The organism is Streptomyces sp. NPDC051217 (genome assembly GCF_044455465.1).
In the GTDB taxonomy this organism is placed as follows: domain Bacteria; phylum Actinomycetota; class Actinomycetes; order Streptomycetales; family Streptomycetaceae; genus Streptomyces.
This window is the reverse complement of the sequence record NZ_JBITEV010000018.1, coordinates 1-21,236: the sequence shown is the minus strand read 5'-3', so window position 1 is coordinate 21,236 and position 21,236 is coordinate 1. Positions and strand designations below refer to the sequence as shown.

Here is a 21,236-nt window from a genome sequence, read left to right as displayed (position 1 = left end):
CTCCTCCGGCTCGTACGGATGGGCGAGACCAGGGCAAAGTCTACCGGCGGTCCTTGCCATCCCGTGGGGCCTCCGCACGACCCCGGCGCGGAAGCACGCTGAGAGCGGCCCCCATGTCGGCGACTTCCGTGACCTTCATACCGGCCGGGATCTTCCCCGGATCGGTCGGGACGAGGGCGTGTGTGAAGCCCAGACGGTGCGCCTCGGCCAGCCTGCGCTGGACGCCCGTCACCCTTCTGACCTCGCCCGCGAGACCCACCTCGCCGATCGCGACGAGGTTCTTCGGCAGCGGGGTGTCGCTCGCCGCCGAGGCCAGGGCGAGGGCGATCGCCAGGTCCGCGGCCGGCTCCGAGAGCTTCACACCGCCGACCGTCGCGCTGTAGATGTCGCGCTTACCGAGCGCGCTGATCCGGCCGCGCTGCTCCAGGACGGCCAGCATCATCGAGACGCGGGAGGTCTCCAGGCCCGAGGTGGTGCGCCGGGGGGACGGGATCTGGGAGTCGACCGTCAGCGCCTGCACCTCGGCGACGAGCGGGCGGCGGCCTTCCAGGGTGACCGTGAGGCACGTGCCGGGGACCGGCTCGTCCCGGCGTGTGAGGAAGAGGCCGGAGGGGTCGGCGAGCCCCGTGATGCCCTCGTCGTGCAGCTCGAAGCAGCCGACCTCGTCCGTCGTGCCGTATCTGTTCTTGACGCCGCGCACGAGCCGCAGCCGCGCGTGCCGGTCGCCCTCGAAGGAGAGCACGACGTCCACCAGGTGCTCCAGCAGCCGGGGGCCCGCGATCGCGCCGTCCTTGGTGACGTGGCCGACGAGCAGGGTGGACATGCCCCGCTCCTTGGAGACCCGGATGAGCGCCCCCGCCACCTCCCGGACCTGGGCCATGCCGCCGGCCGCCCCGTCGATCTCCGGCGACGCCACCGTCTGTACGGAGTCCAGGATGAGCAGGGACGGCTTGACCGCGTCGAGATGCCCGAGGACGGCGGAGAGGTCTGTCTCGGCCGCGAGATAGAGATGGTCGTCGATCGCCTTGATGCGGTCCGCGCGCAGCCGTACCTGGCTCGCCGACTCCTCGCCGGTCACGTAGAGCGTGCGGTGCTCCGGGCCGGCCGCCTTCGCCGCGACATCCAGGAGCAGCGTGGACTTGCCGACGCCCGGCTCGCCGGCCAGCAGCACGACGGCTCCCGGCACGAGGCCGCCGCCGAGGACGCGGTCCAGCTCGTCCACGCCCGTCGAGCGGGCCGTGGCCGTCCGGCCGTCGACCTGGCCGATCGGCAGGGCCGGGGTGCTGACGCGTCCGACCGCCGTCGTCCGTACGGCGGGCGCGCCGTACTCCTCGACGGTGCCCCAGGCCTGGCACTCGGGGCAGCGGCCGAGCCACTTGACGGTCGTCCAACCGCAGTCGGTGCAGCGGTAGGACGACCGGTCCTTGGCGGATTTCGTACGGGCGACAGCCATGGCGCCACCGTATAGGCGACCACTGACAACCCTTGCCGCGGTGGTCACTTCGGCGGTCCCGGCCCCGGGGCGGGGACCTGTCGGTGAGGAAGATACGGGCATGGCGGACGTTTCATCCGTACGGATTAAAAGTAGGCAAGCGTCGGGAAGGTTGTGCGCTCCCCTGTCTACCGTCGGCGGGTGACGAGCAGCAGACTGGAGCCCCCCGCACACACCACCGGCGCACACCGTGCGCCCCGTCGCGCGCCCCGATCGGGTACGCACCGGTCGGGAACCCACCGGCCGGAGCCGCACAGCCCGGATACGAACGCGCCGGGCACCCACCGCCCCCCCGTGCGTTACGAGCCGTATCTGGACGGGCTGTTCACGTACTGCCTCTCCGTGCTGTGCGACCACGACGCGGCGACCGAGGTGCTGGGCCAGGTCCTGGCCATCTCCGAGCGCCACTACGGGCGTTGCCCGGACGGCGAGGGCGAGCGCAGGGCCTGGCTCTACGCGCTCGCCCGATGGGCCTGTCTGCGCCGGCTCGGTGAACAGCGTGCGAGCCGCCCGGGGGCGCACACGGGCCGTCGCGAGCCGGATCCGGCCGAGGGCGCGTCCCATGACGCTCTGCCTCCGGAGGTCGCCGCCCGCCGTCGGCGTGAACTCGCCGTGCTGGCCTGGCCCGAGGCCGCCGGTACGACGCCCGAACAGCGCGAAGCGCTCGAACTGGCCGTACGCCACGGGCTCGGCGCGCGCGACGTCGCCGCCGTCCTGTCGATGGAGCGGCTGCCCGCCCGCGAGCTGCTCAACTCCGCCGCCTGCGAGGTCGAGCGCACCAGGGCCGCGCTGGCCGTCGTCCAGATGGGCAACTGCCCCGCCGTCGCCCAGCTCACCGGCGACGACCAGGTGCTTCTCTCGGCCGTGCTCCGCCGCGAACTGGTCCGGCACGTGGACGACTGCCCGCGCTGCCGCCGCGCCGCCGAGCGCGCCGAGGCCGCGGGCCCCTGGCCCGGCTCGGCCGCCTCCACACGCGCCGCCGGGCCCAGCTCGTCGGGCGTGCCCTCCTGGGCCGCGGCACCCGCCGTCCTGCCGCTCGTCGAGGCACCTCGGCCCGCGGCGTACAACGCCATGACGAACACCCCGCGCGCCCGTGCCACCACCCCGCGCTTCGGCCGCAACGGCTTCCCCATGGACCCCAAGGACCGCGCCGCCCGCCGCGACCGGCTGCGCGCGCGGGCCGTCACGACCACCGTCGTCGCGACCGTCGTCGCCGCGCCCGTGCTCGCCCTCTGGGCGGCGTACCGGGGCGCGCCACCGACCGGGGAGGGCCACGGCGGGACATCGGTCAGCGCCGGTGACGCCGAGCGGCGCGGCGCGCAGGGCGCCGATCCGTACGACACCTACGAGAACGCGGGCAACGCCCAGAACCGGCCCGGCGGTCCCTTCGCCGACGGCAGCCAGGACCCGGACGTCTCCGTCGAGGTCATCAGCGACGGCACGGGCGGCACGCCCGGAGCGGCCGGAGCGGGCTCGGGACGGCTCGCGGTGACGGCGGAGTCGAGCGGCGACCGTACGAGGATCACGCTCACCGCGACCGGCGGCGAGCCCGTCTCGTGGTCGGCCTGGACCGGCGCGTCCTGGCTGCGGCTGAGCCGTACGTCCGGCACGCTCGCCCCCGGCAGGTCGGTGACCGTCCACGTCCACGTGGACCACTCGCGCGAGCCGTCCGGCGCGTGGCGCGCCCGTATCGGGCTGAGCCCGTCGGGCTCGGCGGTCGCGATCAGCGGTTACGGTTCCAGGCCGCCGTCCTCGTGGCATCCCGGCCCCGGGCCCGGCCCCGGCCGGCCGACGCATCCGACGCGCCCGCCGTCCTCACCGCCGCCGGGCACGGGCGACCCCGGCACGGGCGACCCGACCGATCCGCCGACCGACCCCACCGACCCGCCGCCCGGCACGGGCGACCCGACGGATCCGCCGGACCCGACCGGCCCGCCGCCCGGTTCCGTCGACCCGAGCCCGCCCGGCGACCCGTCCGGTCCGAGCGACTCGGGCGGCCCGGACGGGTCGCCGGACACGCCGCCCGCGTCCCCGTGAGCGGCCGCGCCGCGTCCTCCGCCGTCAGGCCGAGGGCGCGGTCGCGGGCGCCGGTCCCGGGTCCGCCGGGTGCGGAGCGACGAGCGGCAGCGCGCTCGCCAGCCGTGCCTCACAGAGCCCGACCAGCACGTCATACCCCGCCTTGCCCATCAGCTCCGTCAGCTCGGGCCCGTACGTCCGGTACACCGGCTCGCCCGCACCGTGCGCCGACGTCGCCGATGTGCACCACCAGTGCAGATCGTGCCCGCCGGGGCCCCAGCCCCGCCGGTCGTACTCACCGATCGTCACCTGGAGCACCCGCGACTCGTCGGGCCGCTCGATCCAGTCGTACGTACGCCGGACCGGCAACTGCCAGCAGACGTCGGGCTTCGTCTCCAGCGGCTCGCGGTCCTCCCGCAGCGCCAGGATGTGCAGCGCGCAGCCAGCGCCGCCCGCGAAACCGGGCCGGTTCTGGAAGACGCATGAGCCGTCCCAGCGGCGCGTCTTGCGGGCGCCGTCGTCGTCCGTCTCCACCCAGCCGCTGTCCGTCCCCACGTCGTGGAACTGCCACAGCTCCGGCGTGAGCCGTTTCACGTGCCCGGCGACCCGCTTCTCGTCGTCCTCGTCGGAGAAGTGCGCCCCCAGCGTGCAGCAGCCGTCGTCGGCGCGGCCCGCCTCGATGCCCTGGCAGCCGCTGCCGAAGATGCAGGTCCAGCGTGAGGTGAGCCAGGTCAGATCGCACCGGAAGACCTGATCGTCGTCCGCCGGATCAGGGAATTCGACCCAGGACCGCGCGAAGTCCAGCCCCTTCTCGTCGGGCGGAACCTGCTCATGCTGCTTCTTGGCGCGTCTGGCTTTGCCCGGCTTCGCCTTGTTCGTCTTTGGCACGGGTCCAGCGTATGCGTGTCGTCGCAGTAGCGTTCGCTCATGAGACTCGGAGTTCTCGACGTCGGTTCGAACACCGTCCATCTGCTGGCGGTCGACGCGCATCGCGGAGCGCGCCCGCTGCCCGCCCATTCGCACAAGACCGAGCTGAGACTCGCCGAACTGCTCGACGCGGACGGCGCGATCGGCCCCGAGGGCGTGGACCGGCTGGTGGCCACGGTCGCCGAGGCGCTCCAGGCGGCCGAGGACAAGGGCTGCGAAGCGGTGCTGTCGTTCGCGACGTCCGCCGTGCGGGAGGCGAGCAACGCCGACCAGGTACTCGCGAGGGTCAAGGAGGAGACGAACGTTGACCTCCATGTCCTGACCGGCGACGAGGAGTCCCGGCTGACGTTCCTCGCCGCCCGGCGCTGGTTCGGGTGGTCGGCGGGGCGGCTGCTGGTCCTGGACATCGGCGGCGGCTCGCTGGAGATCGCCTACGGCATCGACGAGGAACCGGACGCCGTGGTGTCCCTGCCCCTGGGCGCCGGCCGCCTCACGGCTGCCCGGCTGCCCGGCGATCCGCCCGATCCGGCGGCCGTACGGGACCTGCGCCGCCATGTGCGCGCCGAGATCGCTCGTAGCGTCGGCGAGTTCACCCGCTTCGGCGAACCGGACCACGTCGTGGCCACCTCGAAGACCTTCCGGCAGCTGGCGAGGATCGCCGGGGCCGCCCGCTCCGCCGACGGGCTCTATGTACAGCGTGACCTCAGCCGTAAATCGCTGGAGGAGTGGGTCCCCAAACTGGCGGTGATGTCCGCCGCGCGCCGTGCCGCGCTGCCCGGTGTGTCGGAGGGGCGGGCGCCCCAGCTGCTCGCCGGCGCGCTGGTCGCGGACGCGGCGATGGATCTCTTCGGCGTCGATGAGCTGGAGATCTGCCCCTGGGCGCTGCGCGAGGGCGTGATCCTGCGACGGCTGGACCAGCTTCCGACGACGGAGGTCGGAGTGCCGACCGCGCGCTGAGTCCCGACTGCTGTGAACCGCTCGCCCTCCTCAGGAGGGCGAGCCGTTGCACTCGTCACTTTCCCCTCCGCTGCCCGCGAAGCCCCCCGCCGCTGCCCGTACCCTGTCCCCGTGGCAGAACCAGTGGTGCGCATCCCGGATGCGAAGGTCGCGCTGTCGACGGCCTCCGTCTATCCGGAGTCCACGGCGACGGCCTTCGAGATCGCCGGGCGCCTCGGGTACGACGGCGTGGAGGTCATGGTCTGGACGGACCCCGTCAGCCAGGACATCGAGGCACTGCGACGGCTTTCCGACTATCACCGGGTGCCGATCCTCGCCATCCACGCGCCCTGTCTGCTGATCACGCAGCGCGTCTGGTCGACGGACCCGTGGACCAAGCTCCAGCGGGCGCGGGCCGCCGCGGAGCGGCTGGGCGCCTCCACCGTCGTCGTACACCCGCCGTTCCGCTGGCAGCGCCAGTACGCGCGCGACTTCGTCACCGGCATCTGGCGCATGGCCGACGAGACGGACGTGCGCTTCGCCGTCGAGAACATGTACCCGTGGCGCTACCGGGACCGTGAGGTGCTCGCGTACGCCCCCGACTGGGACGTGACGAAGGACGACTACCGCCACTTCACCGTCGACCTGTCGCACACCTCCACCGCCCGCGCCGACGCGATGTCCATGGTCGGCCGCATGGGCGACCGGCTGGGACACATCCATCTCGCCGACGGCAACGGCTCGGCCAAGGACGAGCACCTGGTGCCCGGACGCGGCACCCAGCCCTGCGCCGAACTTCTCGAACAACTGGCGGACAGCTCCTTCGACGGGCATGTCGTCATCGAGGTCAACACCCGGCGCGCGATGTCCTCGGCCGAACGCGAGGCCGACCTGGCGGAGGCGCTGGCCTTCACCCGGCTGCACCTGGCGTCGACGGGAGCCGCCGCCGGTTCCCCCGCGGGATCGCCGTCGGGACCGCCCTCCGCGGAGACCCGGCCGCCGCAGCCGCGTGTGTCGTACGGCCGGCCGCGGATCCGCCGCCCATGACGAATACGGCCCCGCGCCGCCGTGGCCGCCCCGCACGCTCGGACACGGACACCGGCCCCGGCGCGCGCGAGCGGATCCTGGAGGCGGCCCGTACGGAGTTCGCCGAGCGCGGCTTCGACAAGACCTCCGTACGAGGCATCGCGAAGGCGGCCCAGGTGGACCCCGCCCTCGTGCATCACTACTTTGGTACCAAGGAGGAGGTCTTCGGCGCTGCCATCGAGGTCTCCTTCGAGCCGGCGATGGTGCTCCCCGCGCTGCTGAGCGGCGGCAAGGACGGCATCGGCGAGCGGCTCGCGCGCTACTTCATCGGCGTGTGGGAGAACCCGGCCTCCCGCGCCCCGCTGCTCGCGATCATCCGTTCCGCGGTGACGAACGAGGCGGCGGCGGCCCTGCTGCGCAAATTCGTGCTGCGGCGGCTCCTGGAGCGGATCGCGGTGGAACTGGACGTACCGGACCCCACCCTCCGCGCCGAACTCGCCGCCTCGCACATGATCGGGATAGCGATCCTGCGGTACGTGATCAAGGCGGAGCCGCTGGCCTCCGTGGACACGGACGAGATCGTCCGACTCGTCGCGCCGACGCTCCAGCGGTATCTGACCGAGGCCTGACCGAGGTCTCCCGAGGCCTGAGCGAGGCTTGACCGGGTCCGGCGCGAGGAGGGCGCGGAACCTGAGCAGGTGTCCCGCATTCCGGACGGACCGTCCAGATCTTGGAGCGGTGGGCGTAGGCTCGAACAAGTCATTTCCACCGAAGGATCTGCCGAAGGAGCGAGCGACGATGCCCGAGCTGAGGTCCCGCACTGTCACCCACGGCCGCAACATGGCGGGCGCACGCGCCCTTATGCGGGCTTCGGGCGTAGCGAGCGAGGACATCGGCAAGCCGATCGTCGCCGTGGCCAACTCCTTCACCGAGTTCGTCCCCGGCCACACCCACCTCGCCCCCGTCGGCCGGATCGTCTCCGAGGCGGTCAAGGCCGCCGGAGCCGTCCCGCGTGAGTTCAACACCATCGCCGTCGACGACGGCATCGCGATGGGCCACGGAGGCATGCTCTACAGCCTGCCGTCCCGCGACCTGATCGCCGACTCCGTCGAGTACATGGTCGAGGCGCACTGCGCGGACGCGCTGATCTGCATCTCCAACTGCGACAAGATCACGCCAGGCATGCTGATGGCCGCGATGCGCCTCAACATCCCCACGGTCTTCGTCTCCGGCGGCCCGATGGAGGCCGGCAAGGCCACTTTGGTCGACGGCACGGTCCGCAAGCTCGACCTGATCAACGCGATCTCGGACGCCGTCAACGAGTCCGTCTCGGACGAGGACATCCTCCGTATCGAGGAGAACGCCTGCCCGACCTGCGGCTCCTGCTCCGGCATGTTCACCGCCAACTCCATGAACTGCCTCGCGGAGGCCATCGGCCTCGCCCTGCCCGGCAACGGCTCGGTCCTCGCCACGCACACCGCGCGCAAGGCGCTGTACGAGAACGCGGGCCGCACGGTCGTCGACATCGCCCAGCGCTACTACGAAGGCGGCGACGAGACCGTCCTGCCGCGCAACATCGCCACCCGCGCGGCCTTCGACAACGCCATGGCGCTCGACATCGCCATGGGCGGCTCCACGAACACGATCCTGCACCTCCTCGCCGCCGCCCAGGAGGCCGGTCTCGAATACGGCCTGGACGAGATCGACGCCGTCTCGCGGCGCGTCCCGTGCCTGTCGAAGGTCGCGCCGAACGTCGCGCCCGGCGGCACGTACTACATGGAGGACATCCACCGCGCCGGCGGCATCCCCGCCATCCTGGGCGAGCTGTACCGAGGCGGCCTCCTCAACGAGGACGTGCACTCGGTGCACTCCGACTCGCTCGACGAGTGGCTCAAGACCTGGGACGTGCGCGGCGGTTCACCCTCCGAGGAGGCCGTGGAGCTGTGGCACGCGGCGCCCGGCTGCAAGCGCTCGGCGACCGCGTTCTCCCAGTCCGAGCGGTGGGACACACTCGACCTGGACGCCGAGGGCGGCTGTATCCGCTCGCTGGAGCACGCGTACTCGAAGGACGGCGGACTCGCCGTGCTGAAGGGCAATCTGGCCGTCGACGGCTGTGTGGTGAAGACCGCGGGCGTGGACGAGTCGATCTGGACCTTCGAAGGCCCCGCCGTCGTCTGCGAGTCGCAGGAGGACGCCGTCGAGAAGATCCTCCGTAAGGAGATCGCGGAGGGCGATGTGATCGTCATCCGCTACGAGGGTCCGCGCGGCGGCCCCGGCATGCAGGAGATGCTCTACCCCACGTCGTATCTGAAGGGGCGCGGCCTGGGCAAGGCGTGCGCTCTGGTCACCGACGGCCGCTTCTCGGGCGGTACGTCGGGTCTGTCGATCGGCCACGCCTCGCCCGAGGCGGCGTCCGGCGGGACGATCGCGCTGGTGCGGGACGGCGACCGGATCCGGATCGACATCCCGGGGCGTTCGATCGAACTGCTCGTCGGGGACGAGGAGTTGGCGGTCCGGCGGGACGCGCTGAACGGTGTGTACGAGCCGGTGGCCCGCGAGCGCAAGGTCTCCGTGGCGCTGCGCGCGTACGCGGCGATGGCGACGAGCGCGGACAAGGGCGCGGTCAGGGACGTCTCCCTGCTGGGCTGAAGCGGCAGCCAGAAACGGCAGCCAGAAGCGGCAGGCGGAAGCGGTAGGCGGAAGCGGTAGGCCGAAGAGCCGGCCCGACGTCGAGCGCGACCCCGTCACCCGGTGCGTGTCACCAGGTGTCGGGGTTTTCGCTGTCCACGGCGAAGACGGACCCGTCGGGCGCGCCGGCGTAGATCCGGCCGGGTGCGGTCGCGGGGGTGGGCAGCGTCGACATGTAGGCGAGCTTGCCCGACAGCAGACGTGGTTTCGTACGCCCGACCAGCGAGCCGTTCGCCGTGTCGACGGTGATCAGCTGTCCGTCGGCGGCGGAGAAGTAGAGCCGGTCGCCTGCCGTCACGACGGGGCTGGACGAGCGGGCGACGTCGGTCTCCAACTCCCAGCGGGGCTCGGCTTCCTTCCCCTTACGGGTGGTGTCGAGGGCCACCAGGGTCCCGCCGCGCGCCAGCAGATACGCGGTGTCGTCGCGCACGGCGAACTGCGCCTCGGCCATGACGTAGGGCAGCGGGATACGGCGCACGTCGCCGCTCGCGGGGTCGTAGCGCACGACCGCGTCCGTCATCGAGTCCGGATCGAGCGACGTGAGGAACAGGGCGCCGCTCTCGGTGCCCACCGGATCGAGGTTTCCGTCGAGCCGCCGCTGCCAGGCGAGATCGCCGGTCTTCGGGTCCACCGCGCTGACCAGCGTGGTGCGGCCGTCGGCCGAGGACTCGGCGGCGTAGGTGTGACCGGTCCCCGGGCTGTGGAGGGCGAGGACGGGGTCGGTGTGGCCGGGCAGGGGATGCTCCCAACGCCTCTTGCCCGTCGCGCCGTTCAGCGCCTCCACCCGGCCGTCGCCCTTTACGAGCAGGACGGTGTCGCCCGCGTGATGGACGCCGCCCTGGTGGCCGGAGACGTCCGCGCTCCAGACCGGTGTGCCGTCGTCCTTCTCGTACGCCCGCAGCCGCGCGCTCTTCGCCGAGGTGAGGACGGCGTGCACGAGTCCGCCGGAGACGACGGGTACGGACGCCGTCTCGGCGCCCGCGCCGTGCGACCAGATCACCTGCCCGTCGGCCGGGTCGAGCCGGGCGACGGCGACGCCGGCCGTGGAGCAGAGCAGGGTCGCCGAGACGCCGGAGACACTCGGCGTGTACGAACACGCCGGTGCGGTGCCGGGCTCGGCGGTCTTCCCGATGGTCGGGGCCAGCCACGGCTCGAAGGCCACGCCCGCCGTCTCCGCGGCGCCTGAGCCCCGCGGGGCGGACGAGGGCGCCCGCGTATCGCCGAATCCCTGTGCGGCCCAGAGGCCCCCGTACACGAGCACCACGGCGCCGATCGCCAGCGCCGGCCACTTGACGTGCTGACGCCGTCCGCCGCCGCCCGCGGTCTTCGGCTCGACCGGCTCGCGCCTGCCGGTCCGCTTCGAAGCGGGGCGGGGAGACGGTTTGGGCTGGGGCGCACTCCCGGAAGCGGACGGCGACCGCGTCCGGACATGGGTGCGCTGCTCGCCTCCCGGCACCGCCAACGGCCGCTTCACGGAACGCCGTTGAGCCGGTATGAACGCGTCCGCCTCGTACGAAGGCGGGCGCAGCTCCGACATGATCTCGTCCGGTGTGGGACGTTTCCCGGGATCCTTGGCGAGGCAACGCCCCACCAGCGGCGCCAGATCGGCGGGCAGCCCCACCAGATCCGCCTCGTCGTGAACCACCTGGTAGGCGACGATGTACGGGCTGTCCGAGTCGAACGGCCCCCGCCCGGTCGCCGCGTGCACCAGCAGCGACCCCAGCGCGAACACGTCGGCCGCGGGCCCCACTTCACGCGGACGCTGGAACTGCTCCGGCGCCATGTACGGCGGCGAGCCGATCAACTTCCCCGTCTCGGTGCGCAGATCGCTGTCGACCGGCCGCGAGATTCCGAAGTCGATGACCCTGGGGCCGTTGTCCGTAAGGAGTACGTTGCCGGGCTTGAGGTCCCGGTGGACGACACCGGCCCGGTGGATGTCCCGCAGCGCCTCGGCCAGCCCCGCCGTCAGCCGGCGCAACTCGGCGGGAGACATGGGCCCGTTGCTCTTCACCTGCTCGGCGAGGGTCGGACCCGGGATGTACGAGGTGGCCATCCAGGGACGCTCGGCATCCGGGTCCGCGTCGACGACGGGCGCGGTGAACGCACCGCTGACACGGCGTGCGGCGGCGACCTCCTGACGGAAGCGGGCGCGGAACTCCGGGTCGGCCGCGTACTGCTGGTGCACCACCTTCACGGCGAGGCGCAGTCCGGACGCGGAACGTGCGAGATGTACGACGCCCATCCCACCGGAGCCGAGGCAGGCCTCCAGGCGGTAACTGCCGGCGTATTCCATGTGTGATTCCCCCGTGTCGCTTTCAGCGAGCGCGACTCACGGAGCCTAGTCGATGGTGCGGCTGTGGCTGAAGGGTGTTGCTAGCCTGCGCGTCGCGGAGAGTGAACATTCAACAAGATCAACAACGGGGAGGGCAGCGATGGCTGTTGAAGAGGTAGGGGAAGTGGCAGAACTCGCGGTCACCGACGTGGCTGTCGAGGCAGGGGACGCGGACGTCGAGGCGGGGGCGTTCGCCGCGGCGGTCGTCAGATACCCGATCGCGCCGGGCTACCGCGTCAATGTGCGCTCGGGTCCGGGCACGCACTACTCGGTGGTCCGCACCCTTCCGTACGACGTGAAGGTGCCGGTCTACTGCCAGAAGCCCGGCACGTCGGTGAACGGGCCGTACGGGACGTCGAATCTCTGGGACAACATCGCCAACGGCCAGTTCGTCTCGGACGCGTACGTGAAGACGGGCAGTGACGGGTACGTCGCCCCGCGCTGCGCCTGAGCCGCCGAGGCCCGGGCCCCTCGCCCCACGTGATGGCTCGCGGGGATAATCGTCCTGTGAGCCGGAGAAAGAGCGTGAGCCCGAACGAGGGCGGCGAAACCGCCGAGACCCCCGCCGTCGCGGCAGCGGCAGCGCCGTCCACGGGCGGCGGCACCCACGACGGTGGTGGTCCCGGCGGTCCCCGGCCCGAGCCGATCCGCTTCTTCGGCACGACCTGGGTCGCCCACGACTCCGGGTACGCGGCGCGCCGCGTCGGCGTCGCCGCCGGCTCGCTGACCGCCGCCGTGGGCGCGTGCTTTCTGCTGCGCTTCGCCTACCAGGGCCTGGAGATCGCGAACGCCAGTCCCTTCGTCGGCGTACTCGTCATCGTGATGTTCTCGGTGTGCGGCGCCATCGCCTTCCGCAAGACCTGGGAAGGGTTCTCCAAGCGCCCGGTCGACGCCGCCCGCGAGGAGGCGCTGCGCAGTCTCAAGGGCATCGGCTTCATCGGCTCGCTGATCGCGTACTTCCTGCGCTCGCTCGCCGAGGCGCCGGGGGAGGGGCTGCGGCGTGCCGAGTACGAGACGGCCGTCACGCGGTACGAGCGCGGGCGCACCGCCCGCACGCGCAACCCCGCTGCCCGCAGGAGCGGACGTACCAGGCGCAAGTGACTCGGGGCGGTCCGAGCGCTTGAGGACACGGCACCCGGACACCTCCGCACCCTTGTCAGGATGGGACGCATGACCGATCGCGCGCTCTCCTTCGATGTCGTCGCCGGCCAGTACGACGCCGCCCGGCCCGGCTATCCGCCCGTGCTCTTCGACGCCGTCGAGGAACTGTCCGGCCGTTCCCTCCGAGGCTCCCGCGTCGTCGACGTCGGCGCCGGGACCGGCATCGCCACCCGTCCGCTGTGTGCGCGCGGCGCCGAGGTCATCGCGGTGGAGCCGGGGCCGGGCATGGCCGCCCAGCTGCGCCGGGGGCTGCCCGACACCCCGCTGGTCAGGGGTCTCGGCGACGCCTTGCCGATCGCGGACGCGTCCGTCGACCTGGTGACGTACGCCCAGTCCTGGCACTGGACCGACCCGGCCCGCTCCGTCCCCGAGGCCCTTCGGGTACTGCGGCCCGGCGGCGCGCTCGCCCTGTGGTGGAACGTCGCCGACTCCACCGTGCCGTGGGTCGCCGCGCAGGAGGAACGGCTCCACCGGCTCGCGGGTGAGGGCGAGAGCTCCCACGGCTCGGGGGGCCGTCGCGCCGAGAGTCTGCCCGCGGGCCTGCCGCGCGTACGGCGCGTGCTGCACTGGACCCGCACCGTCCCGCTCGACACCCACCTCGCCAATCTCGGCAGCCACTCCTTCTTCCGTGTCCTCGGCGAGGAGGCCACGGCCGCCTGCCTCGTCGGGGAACGCGCCGAACTGCTCAAGATCTTTCCGGCCGGTTATGTGGACGAGGCGTACTCGGTCGAGCTGACTGTCACATTTCGCGACTCTGCGTCGTCTGTCCTTCAAGGCCCGTTGTCCGACGCCTGACGGCGGGGCATGACACCGGCACAGGGGAGAGGAGCGCCGACGCATGGCCGATCTGGCGGCTTTCGAGCACGAGCGCAAGAGGCTGTGGGGCATCGCGTACCGCATCACCGGATCGGTCGCCGACGCGGAGGACGCGGTCCAGGAGACCTGGCTGCGCTGGCAGAGGCTGCCCGACGACGAGGCGGACGACACGAGGTCGTATCTGACGACAGTCATCAGCCGGCTCTGTTACGACCAGCTCGGCTCCGCGCGCGCCCGCCGTGAGTCGTACGTCGGGCCGTGGCTGCCCGAGCCGGTGGTCACCGACAGCGGGCCCGAGGACCGGGTCACGCTGGACGAGTCCGTCGGGCTCGCCATGCTCACCGTGCTGGAGCGGCTGACACCGGCGGAGCGCACCGCGTTCATCCTGCACGACGTCTTCGCCGTGCCGTTCAAGGAGATCGCGGAGGTCGTGGGGCGTACGCCCGATTCCGTACGGCAGTTGGCCTCCCGCGCCCGCCGCCGGGTACGCGCCGACGCGCCGCGCCGCTCCGTCGACCGGGGCGAGCACCGGCGGGCCGTCGAGGCGTTCCTGTCGGCCGTGCTGGGCGGGGACTTCGACGGGCTGCTGGAGATCCTCGATCCGGAGGTGGTGTGGCGCTCGGACGGGGGCGGCAAGGTCACGGCGGCCAGACTGCCCGTCATCGGCGACGAGAAGGTCGTCCGTTTCTCACGGCGTCTCATGCGCGCCTTCGACCCCGAGACGATGCACGCCTCCGTACGGGAGGTGAACGGCGCCCCCGGCCTGGTGGTCACCGATCCCGCCGGCGACCGCGGCATGGTCTTCGCCTTCAGCGTGCACGGCGGGCTGATCACCGAGATCGACGCGGTGATCAACCCGGAGAAGCTGCGCCACCTCGACCTCGGGAGTCTGTGACCGCGCTCACCGTCACATGCGGGGGTGCTACGTCGTCCCCCTTGTATGACACCCACCAGCACGCACCCCTTGCCCTCGGAAAAGCCGCAGGTCGTCGTGGTCGGCGCGGGCTACGCGGGGATGATGTCCGCACTGCGCCTCGCCCCGCACGCCCACGTCACCCTCGTCGACCCCGCCGACCGGTTCACCGAACGCGTCCGGCTGCACGAACGCGCGGCCGGACGCCCCGACGTCACGCACCCTCTCGGCTCGTTCCTCCGCCCGACCGGGATCGTCCATGTCGCCGCCCGCGCCACGGAGATCGACACCGCGGGCCGTGAGGTCCGTACCGACGACGGCCGTGTCCTGCCGTACGACCGGCTCGTCCACGCCCTCGGCAGCCGCACCCGGTCCGTCGGCCCCGGCGACCGGGACCGCGCGTACACGGTCGAGTCGGCCACCGAACTGCACAAGCGCCTCCAGGACGGACCCGGTTCCCTGACGGTCGTGGGCGGCGGCCTCACCGGTATCGAACTGGCCACCGAACTCTCGGAGACTCACCCCGGCTGGCGCGTCAGCCTTCTTACGGAGAGCGCCGTCGGCCCGGGGCTCTCCGAGAAGGGCCGCGCCCATGTCCGTACGGTGCTCACCGCCCGCGGCGTACATATCGAGGAAGGCCGCCGCATCGCCGGGCCGGACGACATCGACACCGACGTCGTCGTCTGGGCCGCCTCCATGACCCCCAACACCGAACTGGCGCGCGCAGCCGGGATCGCCACCGACGCCGGGGGACGCGTCGAGGTCGACGCGGCGCTGCGGTCGGTGTCCCATCCGGAGGTGTACGGGGTGGGGGACTCGGCCGCCGGGCACACCGCCGCGGCCGGTTCGCTGCGCATGGGTTGCGCGGCCGCGCTTCCCGGCGGTTCGCAGGCCGCGAGCGCGATCATCGCCGAACTGCGCGGCCAGGAGCCGAAACCCCTGGACTTCTCGTACCACCTCCAATGTCTGAGCCTGGGCCGCCATGACGGGCTGGTCCAGTTCGTACGGTCCGACGACTCGCCCCGCGAACGCGTCCTCACCGGCCGCCCCGCGGCGTACGTGAAGGAGGGCATCGTCCGCGCCACGGTCCGCTCGCTGAAGCTGGCGTCCCGTCAGCCGGCCCTGCTCGCACACATCCCGGGCTTCGGCTGAGCCCCCCCCGGCCTTGACGGTGCGGCGCGGACGGGAGCATTATTCATCACGTGATGAATAAAGCAGAAGCTGCCATCCGCGCTCACCGGCTGCGCGTAGTACGGGGCGAACGCACCGTGCTGCGCGACCTCGACTTCGCCGTACCGCCCGGTCGGATCACCGGCCTCCTCGGCCCCTCCGGCTGCGGCAAATCCACCCTGATGCGCGCCGTCGTCGGCACCCAGGCCAAGGTCACCGGCACCCTGGACGTCCTCGGCCGCCCGGCCGGCGATGCCACGCTCCGCGCCAGAATCGGCTATGTCACCCAGGCACCCTCGGTCTACGACGACTTGACGGTCCGTCAGAACCTGGAGTACTTCGCGGCCATCCTCAACCCCGGACGCTCCCACCGCGACGCCCGCGACGAGACCGTCCACCGCGCCATCGCCGACGTCGACCTCGCGTCCCACGCCGACGCCCTCGCGGGCAGGCTCTCCGGCGGACAGCGCAACCGCGTCTCGCTCGCCGTCGCCCTGCTCGGCACGCCCGAACTCCTCGTCCTCGACGAACCGACCGTCGGCCTCGACCCCGTCCTGCGCCGCGACCTGTGGGAGCTCTTCCACCGCATCGCCGCCGACCGCGCGGCCACGCTCCTCGTCTCCTCCCATGTGATGGACGAGGCCGAACGCTGCCACCGCCTCCTCCTGATGCGCGAGGGCGACATCCTCGCCGACGACACCCCCGACTCCCTGCGCACCCGCACCGGCCGCGAAACGGTCGAAGAAGCCTTCCTCCATCTGGTCGACGAGGCCAACGCCCACGCACTCCAGGAGACCCCGCGATGACCACCTCGACCCCGGCCCCGACCTCGGCCGCCGCCCCGGCCCAGATCTCAGCCCACCCGCCGCGCGCCTTCTCCGGCGCCCGGACCCTGGCCACCGCCGCCCGCGTCCTGCGTCAACTCCGCCACGACCCCAGGTCCATCGCGCTGATGATCCTCGTCCCCTGCGTGATGCTCTTCCTCCTCCGCTACGTCTTCGACGCCGACGCCCGCACCTTCGACGCCATCGGCGCCTCACTGCTCGGCATCTTCCCGCTGATCACGATGTTCCTGGTCACCTCCATCGCCACCCTCCGCGAACGCACCTCCGGCACACTGGAACGCCTGCTCGCCATGCCCCTCGGCAAGGCCGACCTCATCGCCGGCTACGCCCTCGCCTTCGGCGCCCTCGCCGTCGTCCAGTCCCTCCTCGCCACCGGGCTCGCCGTCTGGGGTCTCGGCCTGGACGTCGTCGGCTCACCCTGGCTGCTCCTGCTGGTCGCACTCCTCGACGCCCTGCTCGGCACGGCACTCGGACTCTTCGTCTCTGCCTTCGCCTCCTCCGAATTCCAGGCGGTCCAGTTCATGCCGGCGGTGATCTTCCCCCAACTGCTGCTCTGCGGACTGTTCACCGCACGCGAGAACATGCAGCCGGTGCTCGAAGCGATCTCGAACGTCCTGCCCATGTCCTACGCCGTCGACGGCATGAGCGAGGTCCTGCGCCACTCCGACGTGACCGGCAACTTCGTCCGCGACATCCTGATCGTCGCGGTCTGCGCGATCCTGGTCCTCGGTCTGGGCGCCGCCACCCTCCGCCGCCGCACCGCCTAGACCCGCCCGCCGTTCCGCCACGCGGACACGGCGGGCCCGCCCCCGCCGCCGGTGCGAGGATGGTCACGGATGTTCCGTACGACAGCTCGACCCACCCCACCGGCGAGGTGACCCCGCATGACCAAGACCATCGCAGTCCTCGGTACCGGCAAGATCGGCGAAGCTCTCCTCAGTGGCATGATCCGCGCCGGCTGGCGCCCCGCCGACCTCCTGGTCACCACCCGCCGCGCGGAGCGCGCCGCACAGCTCCGGGACCGTTACGGCGTCGAACCCGTCACCAACGCCGAAGCCGCCAAGCGCGCCGACACGCTCATCCTCGCCGTGAAGCCGCAGGACATGGGCAAACTTCTCGACGAACTCGCCCCCCACGTCTCCGCCGACCGCCTGGTCATCAGCGCCGCCGCGGGTATCCCCACGTCCTTCATCGAGGAACGCCTCACCACCGGTATCTCCGTCGTACGCGTCATGCCCAACACTCCCGTCCTCGTCGATGAAGGCATGTCCGTCATCTCCGGCGGCAGCCACGCCACCCCCGCCGACCTCAACCACACCGAGGAGATCTTCGGCGGCGTCGGCAAGACCGCCCGCGTCCCCGAGTCCCAGCAGGACGCGGCGACCGCCCTCTCCGGCTCGGGCCCGGCGTACTTCTACTTCCTGGTCGAGGCCATGACCGACGCCGGCATCCTCCTCGGCCTGCCCCGCGCCCAGGCCCACGACCTCATCGTCCAGGCCGCCATCGGGGCCGCGGTGATGCTGCGGGACAGCGGCGAACACCCGGTGAAGCTCCGCGAGGCCGTGACCTCCCCGGCCGGCACCACCATCAGCGCCATCCGCGAGCTGGAGAACCACGGCGTACGGGCCGCCCTGATCGCCGCCATCGAAGCCGCCCGCGACCGCAGCCGCGAACTGGCCTCCGGCAACGGCTGACCGGCCCGCCCCACCGTCGGCGCGCGGTCAGACAGACGCCGCCTGCACCACCTCGTCCGTCGTCACGACCCTCGCGAAGCCACCCCCGTGCAGCGACACCGCCGTCGCCCGCGCCAGCTCCTGCGCGGTCAACTCCCAGCCCCAGGGCCCCTTCTGGCCGAAGGTGTACGTCGCGTCGAACGGGACGAGCACCTCGTACCCGAGATTCCCGGCCATGCGCGATGTCGTCTCCACACACATGTTGGTCTGGATCCCCGCCATCACCAGCTGCCCGATCCCCGCGGCCTTCAGCCACGCACCCAGATCCGGTGTGCCGTAGAAGGCGGAGTTCACCTTCTTCACCACCAGCAGCTCCGACTCGGCCGCGCCCTTCCCCCGCCGCCGCTCGACGTACTCCTTGAAGCCATTCCCCTCGTACCCCTCGCGCAGCGGCGAATCAGGAGTCACCGAGTCGTGCCGCGTGAACACGACCGGCCGCCCACTCGCCTGCCACACGTCGATCAGCGCGGCGATGTTCTCGTCCGCCTCCGGGTTGTTCCGCGCACCCCAGTACTCCACCTCCTCGAATCCCTGCTGTACATCGATGACCACCAGCGCCGCGTTCTCCGCTATCTCCATTGCCATGGACACCATGCTCCCGCCCGGCACCCACCCCCTCCAGAGGCGCAGAAGCCAGCGACCGATGGTTTACTGCCACGCATGGCGGACGCACCCACCCCCACCCCCCAACGCATCGCCCTCCTCTCCTTCCCCGGCATCCGCGCCTTCGACGTCTCGGTCATCACCGAGGTCTGGGGCGTCGACCGCACCGACCGAGGCGTACCCGCCTTCGACCTCCACCGCCCGGCCGCCGACCCAGCGCCCATTCCCCTACGCGGCGGACTCACCCTCACCCCCGACCGCACCCTCGCCTGGCTCACCCGCGCCGACCTGATCGTCGTCCCCGGCCTGGACGACCACCTCACCCCGGCCCCCACGCCGGTACTCGACGCCCTGCGCCGCGCCCACGCCCGAGGCACATCCATCGCCGCGCTCTGCGGCGGCGCCTTCACCCTTGCCCAGGCCGGGCTCCTCGACGGCCGCACCGCCGTCACCCACTGGAACCTCACCTCCCTCCTCCGCGAGCACCACCCGCGGGTCACCGTCGTGCCCGACGCCCTCTTCCTCCACGACAACAACATCTGGACCTCCGCCGGTACAGCAGCCGGCATCGACCTCTGCCTCCATCTCGTACGAACCGCCCACGGGGCGGAGACCGCGGCGACCATCGCCCGCTCGATGGTCACGGCGCCCTACCGCACCGGCACCCAGGCCCAGTTCATCGAACGTCCCACCCCCCGCGCCGACCGGGACGAGGACGCCCTCGCCTCCGTACGCGCATACGCCCTGCACCATCTCGACCAGCCACTCACCATCACCGACCTCGCCGCCCACGCGGGAATGTCCCCCCGCTCCTTCGCCCGCCATTTCCAGGCCACCACCGGCACCACCCCTCTCCGCTGGCTCATCGCGCGGCGCCTCGCCGCAGCCCAGAAACTCCTCGAACGCACCGACCTCCCCATGGTCGAAGTCGCGGGCCGCACGGGCTTCGGCAGCGAGGTGACCATGCGCCAGCACTTCGCCGGCCACCTCGGCACCAGCCCGCGCGACTACCGCGCCGCCTTCCGTCACCCGGCCGGCAGCAGCCCGACCGCCTCGTAGGCCGCATCCACCACCGGACGGGCCATCTCCCTGGCCCGCTCCGCACCCTCCTTCAGAACCTTGTCCACATGACCGGGATCCGCCGCGAGCTCCGCATGCCGTGCCCGGACCGGCCGCAGCAGCTCGACGACGGCCTCGGCGGTGTCTTGCTTGAGTGAGCCGTACGACTCGTATACACCGGCCAGCTCACTTGGGTTCCCGCCTTCGCACGCCGCGAGAATCTCCAGCAGATTGGCCAGCCCAGGCTTGGCGACCGGGTCGTACTCGACCTCGCGCCCGCTGTCCGTGACGGCCCGCATCACCTTCCTGCGCACCACGTCGGTCTCGTCCAGCAGATAGACGATCCCGGACCCCGACTCGTGCGACTTGCCCATCTTCGAGCTCGGATCCTGGAGATCCATGACCCGCGCCGCCACCGGCGGATTCGTGGCCCTCGGCACGGTGAACGTCGGCCCGTAGCGAAGGTTGAACCGCTCGGCCAGGTCGCGCGTCAGCTCGACATGCTGCGTCTGGTCGTCGCCGACCGGCACCTCGTCGGTCCGGTACGCGAGGATGTCCGCCGCCATCAGCGCCGGATAGGTCAACAGCGACACCCGCACGCTGTGCCCGGCGGCCTTCGCCCGCACGGACTTCTCCTTGTACTGGATCATGCGCCGCAGCTCGCCGTCCGTGGCCGTGCACTCCAACAGATAGGAGAGCCGGGTGTGCGCGCCGACATGACTCTGCACGAAGATGGTGCACCGAGCGGGGTCGAGCCCCGCGGCGAGCATGAGCGTCGCCGCCTGCCGGCTGAGTCTGCGCACACGAGCCGGATCGTGCTCGATGGTCAGTGCGTGCAGGTCGACGATGCTGAACAGGGCGTCGGCCCGGTGCTGATCCACCTCCGCCCACCTGCGTACGGCTCCGAGGTAGTTGCCCAACGTCAGATGGCCCGTCGGCTTGATTCCACTGAAGATCCGCGTCATCTCACTCGTCCCACTCCTGGTCGGAGCCGCCGCCCGGGGGCCGGGCTCTCGGACCTCAAAGAGGGGAGAAACGCCAACGGCCGCCAGAGCGGCGGCCGTTGGTCACATACGTGTCAGCAGGCCGCCGTCAGACGGCCCGCCAGCTGCAAGTGCACGCATGCGTGGTCATGGGAGCAAGAGTACGCGCGCCCTACCCCGATGACCCGAGGTTGACACGTCCAAGTCGTGAACGTAATGTTCTCCAGGCTGTCCGACGTGAGCATCGACCCCGGTCGATCCCCGGACGGTCATTCCGCAAGACCACAGCAAACGTGCGACATCCGGTCGCTTCCTTTTGCGCGCGCTTTTGCGAAATGAGGAATCCGCGTTCGAACGGGACGCGAAACCCCGATTAGCGTCGGGGGAACGGTTCCGCTAAGGTCTCACTTGTCGGAACGGCCGCAGGGCCGGAAAGACAAACCCGCCGACTGGGAATCAGGCGCCGAAAGGTTCTGATAGAGTCGGAAACGCAGGACAGCAAGACCGAAGGGAAGCCCGGAGGAAAGCCCGAGAGG

Annotated in this window: 19 protein-coding genes; 14 read left to right on the top strand and 5 right to left on the bottom strand. The window is 71.6% G+C overall.

The features are described from left to right. Positions 1 to 40: 40 nt before the first annotated feature. Entirely contained in the window at positions 41 to 1,453 is a 1,413-nt protein-coding gene (gene radA, locus ACIBBB_RS30815; protein ID WP_398987804.1) for a DNA repair protein RadA, read from the bottom strand. A gap of 153 nt (positions 1,454 to 1,606) precedes the next feature. Here radA and ACIBBB_RS30810 point away from each other — a divergent pair, with 153 nt between their 5' ends. Then, positions 1,607 to 3,529, top strand: coding sequence for a hypothetical protein (locus ACIBBB_RS30810; RefSeq protein ID WP_398987802.1), 1,923 nt, complete (start codon positions 1,607 to 1,609; stop codon positions 3,527 to 3,529). A 24-nt stretch (positions 3,530 to 3,553) separates the two neighbouring features. On the opposite strand, the gene ACIBBB_RS30805 is transcribed toward ACIBBB_RS30810, so the two are convergent. Continuing rightward, positions 3,554 to 4,396 (bottom strand): hypothetical protein, encoded by an 843-nt coding sequence (locus tag ACIBBB_RS30805; RefSeq protein ID WP_398987800.1) that lies wholly within the window; start codon positions 4,394 to 4,396, stop codon positions 3,554 to 3,556. Positions 4,397 to 4,435: 39 nt separating this feature from the next. Between ACIBBB_RS30805 and ACIBBB_RS30800 the strand changes: the two genes are divergently transcribed. From ACIBBB_RS30800 to ilvD, 4 genes are all read left to right on the top strand, one after another. Next, positions 4,436 to 5,392 (top strand): Ppx/GppA family phosphatase, encoded by a 957-nt coding sequence (locus ACIBBB_RS30800; protein ID WP_398987798.1) that lies wholly within the window; start codon positions 4,436 to 4,438, stop codon positions 5,390 to 5,392. Between the two features lie 111 nt (positions 5,393 to 5,503). After that, complete coding sequence (locus ACIBBB_RS30795) at positions 5,504 to 6,418, top strand: sugar phosphate isomerase/epimerase family protein (RefSeq protein ID WP_398987796.1); 915 nt, start codon at positions 5,504 to 5,506, stop codon at positions 6,416 to 6,418. Beyond that, entirely contained in the window at positions 6,415 to 7,026 is a 612-nt protein-coding gene (locus ACIBBB_RS30790) for a TetR family transcriptional regulator (protein ID WP_398987794.1), read from the top strand. The genes ACIBBB_RS30795 and ACIBBB_RS30790 overlap by 4 nt, the downstream gene beginning before the upstream one ends. 169 nt (positions 7,027 to 7,195) lie before the next feature. After that, positions 7,196 to 9,046 carry a dihydroxy-acid dehydratase gene (ilvD, locus tag ACIBBB_RS30785; RefSeq protein WP_398987792.1) on the top strand — a complete coding sequence of 617 codons (1,851 nt, stop codon included), beginning with the start codon at positions 7,196 to 7,198 and terminating at the stop codon, positions 9,044 to 9,046. A 109-nt stretch (positions 9,047 to 9,155) separates the two neighbouring features. On the opposite strand, the gene ACIBBB_RS30780 is transcribed toward ilvD, so the two are convergent. Beyond that, positions 9,156 to 11,378 carry a PQQ-binding-like beta-propeller repeat protein gene (locus tag ACIBBB_RS30780; RefSeq protein ID WP_398987790.1) on the bottom strand — a complete coding sequence of 741 codons (2,223 nt, stop codon included), beginning with the start codon at positions 11,376 to 11,378 and terminating at the stop codon, positions 9,156 to 9,158. A gap of 139 nt (positions 11,379 to 11,517) precedes the next feature. Between ACIBBB_RS30780 and ACIBBB_RS30775 the strand changes: the two genes are divergently transcribed. From ACIBBB_RS30775 to proC, 8 genes are all read left to right on the top strand, one after another. After that, the gene (locus ACIBBB_RS30775) at positions 11,518 to 11,868 is read left to right on the top strand and encodes a hypothetical protein (RefSeq protein ID WP_398987788.1); all 351 of its coding nucleotides are present in this window, start codon (positions 11,518 to 11,520) and stop codon (positions 11,866 to 11,868) included. Between the two features lie 56 nt (positions 11,869 to 11,924). Then, positions 11,925 to 12,518, top strand: coding sequence for a hypothetical protein (locus tag ACIBBB_RS30770; RefSeq protein ID WP_398987786.1), 594 nt, complete (start codon positions 11,925 to 11,927; stop codon positions 12,516 to 12,518). Between the two features lie 69 nt (positions 12,519 to 12,587). Then, a complete protein-coding gene (locus tag ACIBBB_RS30765) occupies positions 12,588 to 13,373 on the top strand; it encodes a class I SAM-dependent methyltransferase (protein WP_398987784.1) in 786 nt (261 codons plus the stop codon). A 43-nt stretch (positions 13,374 to 13,416) separates the two neighbouring features. Next, positions 13,417 to 14,289: an RNA polymerase sigma factor SigJ gene (gene sigJ / locus ACIBBB_RS30760; protein WP_398987782.1), complete on the top strand. Its 873-nt coding sequence runs from the start codon at positions 13,417 to 13,419 to the stop codon at positions 14,287 to 14,289. Between the two features lie 69 nt (positions 14,290 to 14,358). Continuing rightward, entirely contained in the window at positions 14,359 to 15,459 is a 1,101-nt protein-coding gene (locus ACIBBB_RS30755; RefSeq protein ID WP_398987780.1) for an NAD(P)/FAD-dependent oxidoreductase, read from the top strand. A 53-nt stretch (positions 15,460 to 15,512) separates the two neighbouring features. Then, the gene (locus ACIBBB_RS30750) at positions 15,513 to 16,283 is read left to right on the top strand and encodes an ABC transporter ATP-binding protein (RefSeq protein WP_398987778.1); all 771 of its coding nucleotides are present in this window, start codon (positions 15,513 to 15,515) and stop codon (positions 16,281 to 16,283) included. Then, positions 16,280 to 17,089: an ABC transporter permease gene (locus ACIBBB_RS30745; RefSeq protein WP_398987777.1), complete on the top strand. Its 810-nt coding sequence runs from the start codon at positions 16,280 to 16,282 to the stop codon at positions 17,087 to 17,089. Before ACIBBB_RS30750 ends, ACIBBB_RS30745 begins: the two co-directional genes overlap by 4 nt. A gap of 117 nt (positions 17,090 to 17,206) precedes the next feature. Beyond that, a complete protein-coding gene (gene proC / locus ACIBBB_RS30740) occupies positions 17,207 to 18,016 on the top strand; it encodes a pyrroline-5-carboxylate reductase (RefSeq protein ID WP_229700964.1) in 810 nt (269 codons plus the stop codon). A gap of 27 nt (positions 18,017 to 18,043) precedes the next feature. Here proC and ACIBBB_RS30735 read toward each other — a convergent pair whose 3' ends face one another. Then, positions 18,044 to 18,634: a cysteine hydrolase family protein gene (locus tag ACIBBB_RS30735; RefSeq protein ID WP_398988008.1), complete on the bottom strand. Its 591-nt coding sequence runs from the start codon at positions 18,632 to 18,634 to the stop codon at positions 18,044 to 18,046. 81 nt (positions 18,635 to 18,715) lie between these two features. Between ACIBBB_RS30735 and ACIBBB_RS30730 the strand changes: the two genes are divergently transcribed. Further along, the gene (locus ACIBBB_RS30730) at positions 18,716 to 19,717 is read left to right on the top strand and encodes a GlxA family transcriptional regulator (RefSeq protein WP_398987774.1); all 1,002 of its coding nucleotides are present in this window, start codon (positions 18,716 to 18,718) and stop codon (positions 19,715 to 19,717) included. On the opposite strand, the gene trpS is transcribed toward ACIBBB_RS30730, so the two are convergent. Then, positions 19,684 to 20,682, bottom strand: coding sequence for a tryptophan--tRNA ligase (trpS, locus tag ACIBBB_RS30725; protein ID WP_398987771.1), 999 nt, complete (start codon positions 20,680 to 20,682; stop codon positions 19,684 to 19,686). The genes ACIBBB_RS30730 and trpS overlap by 34 nt on opposite strands. Positions 20,683 to 21,236: the final 554 nt, after the last annotated feature.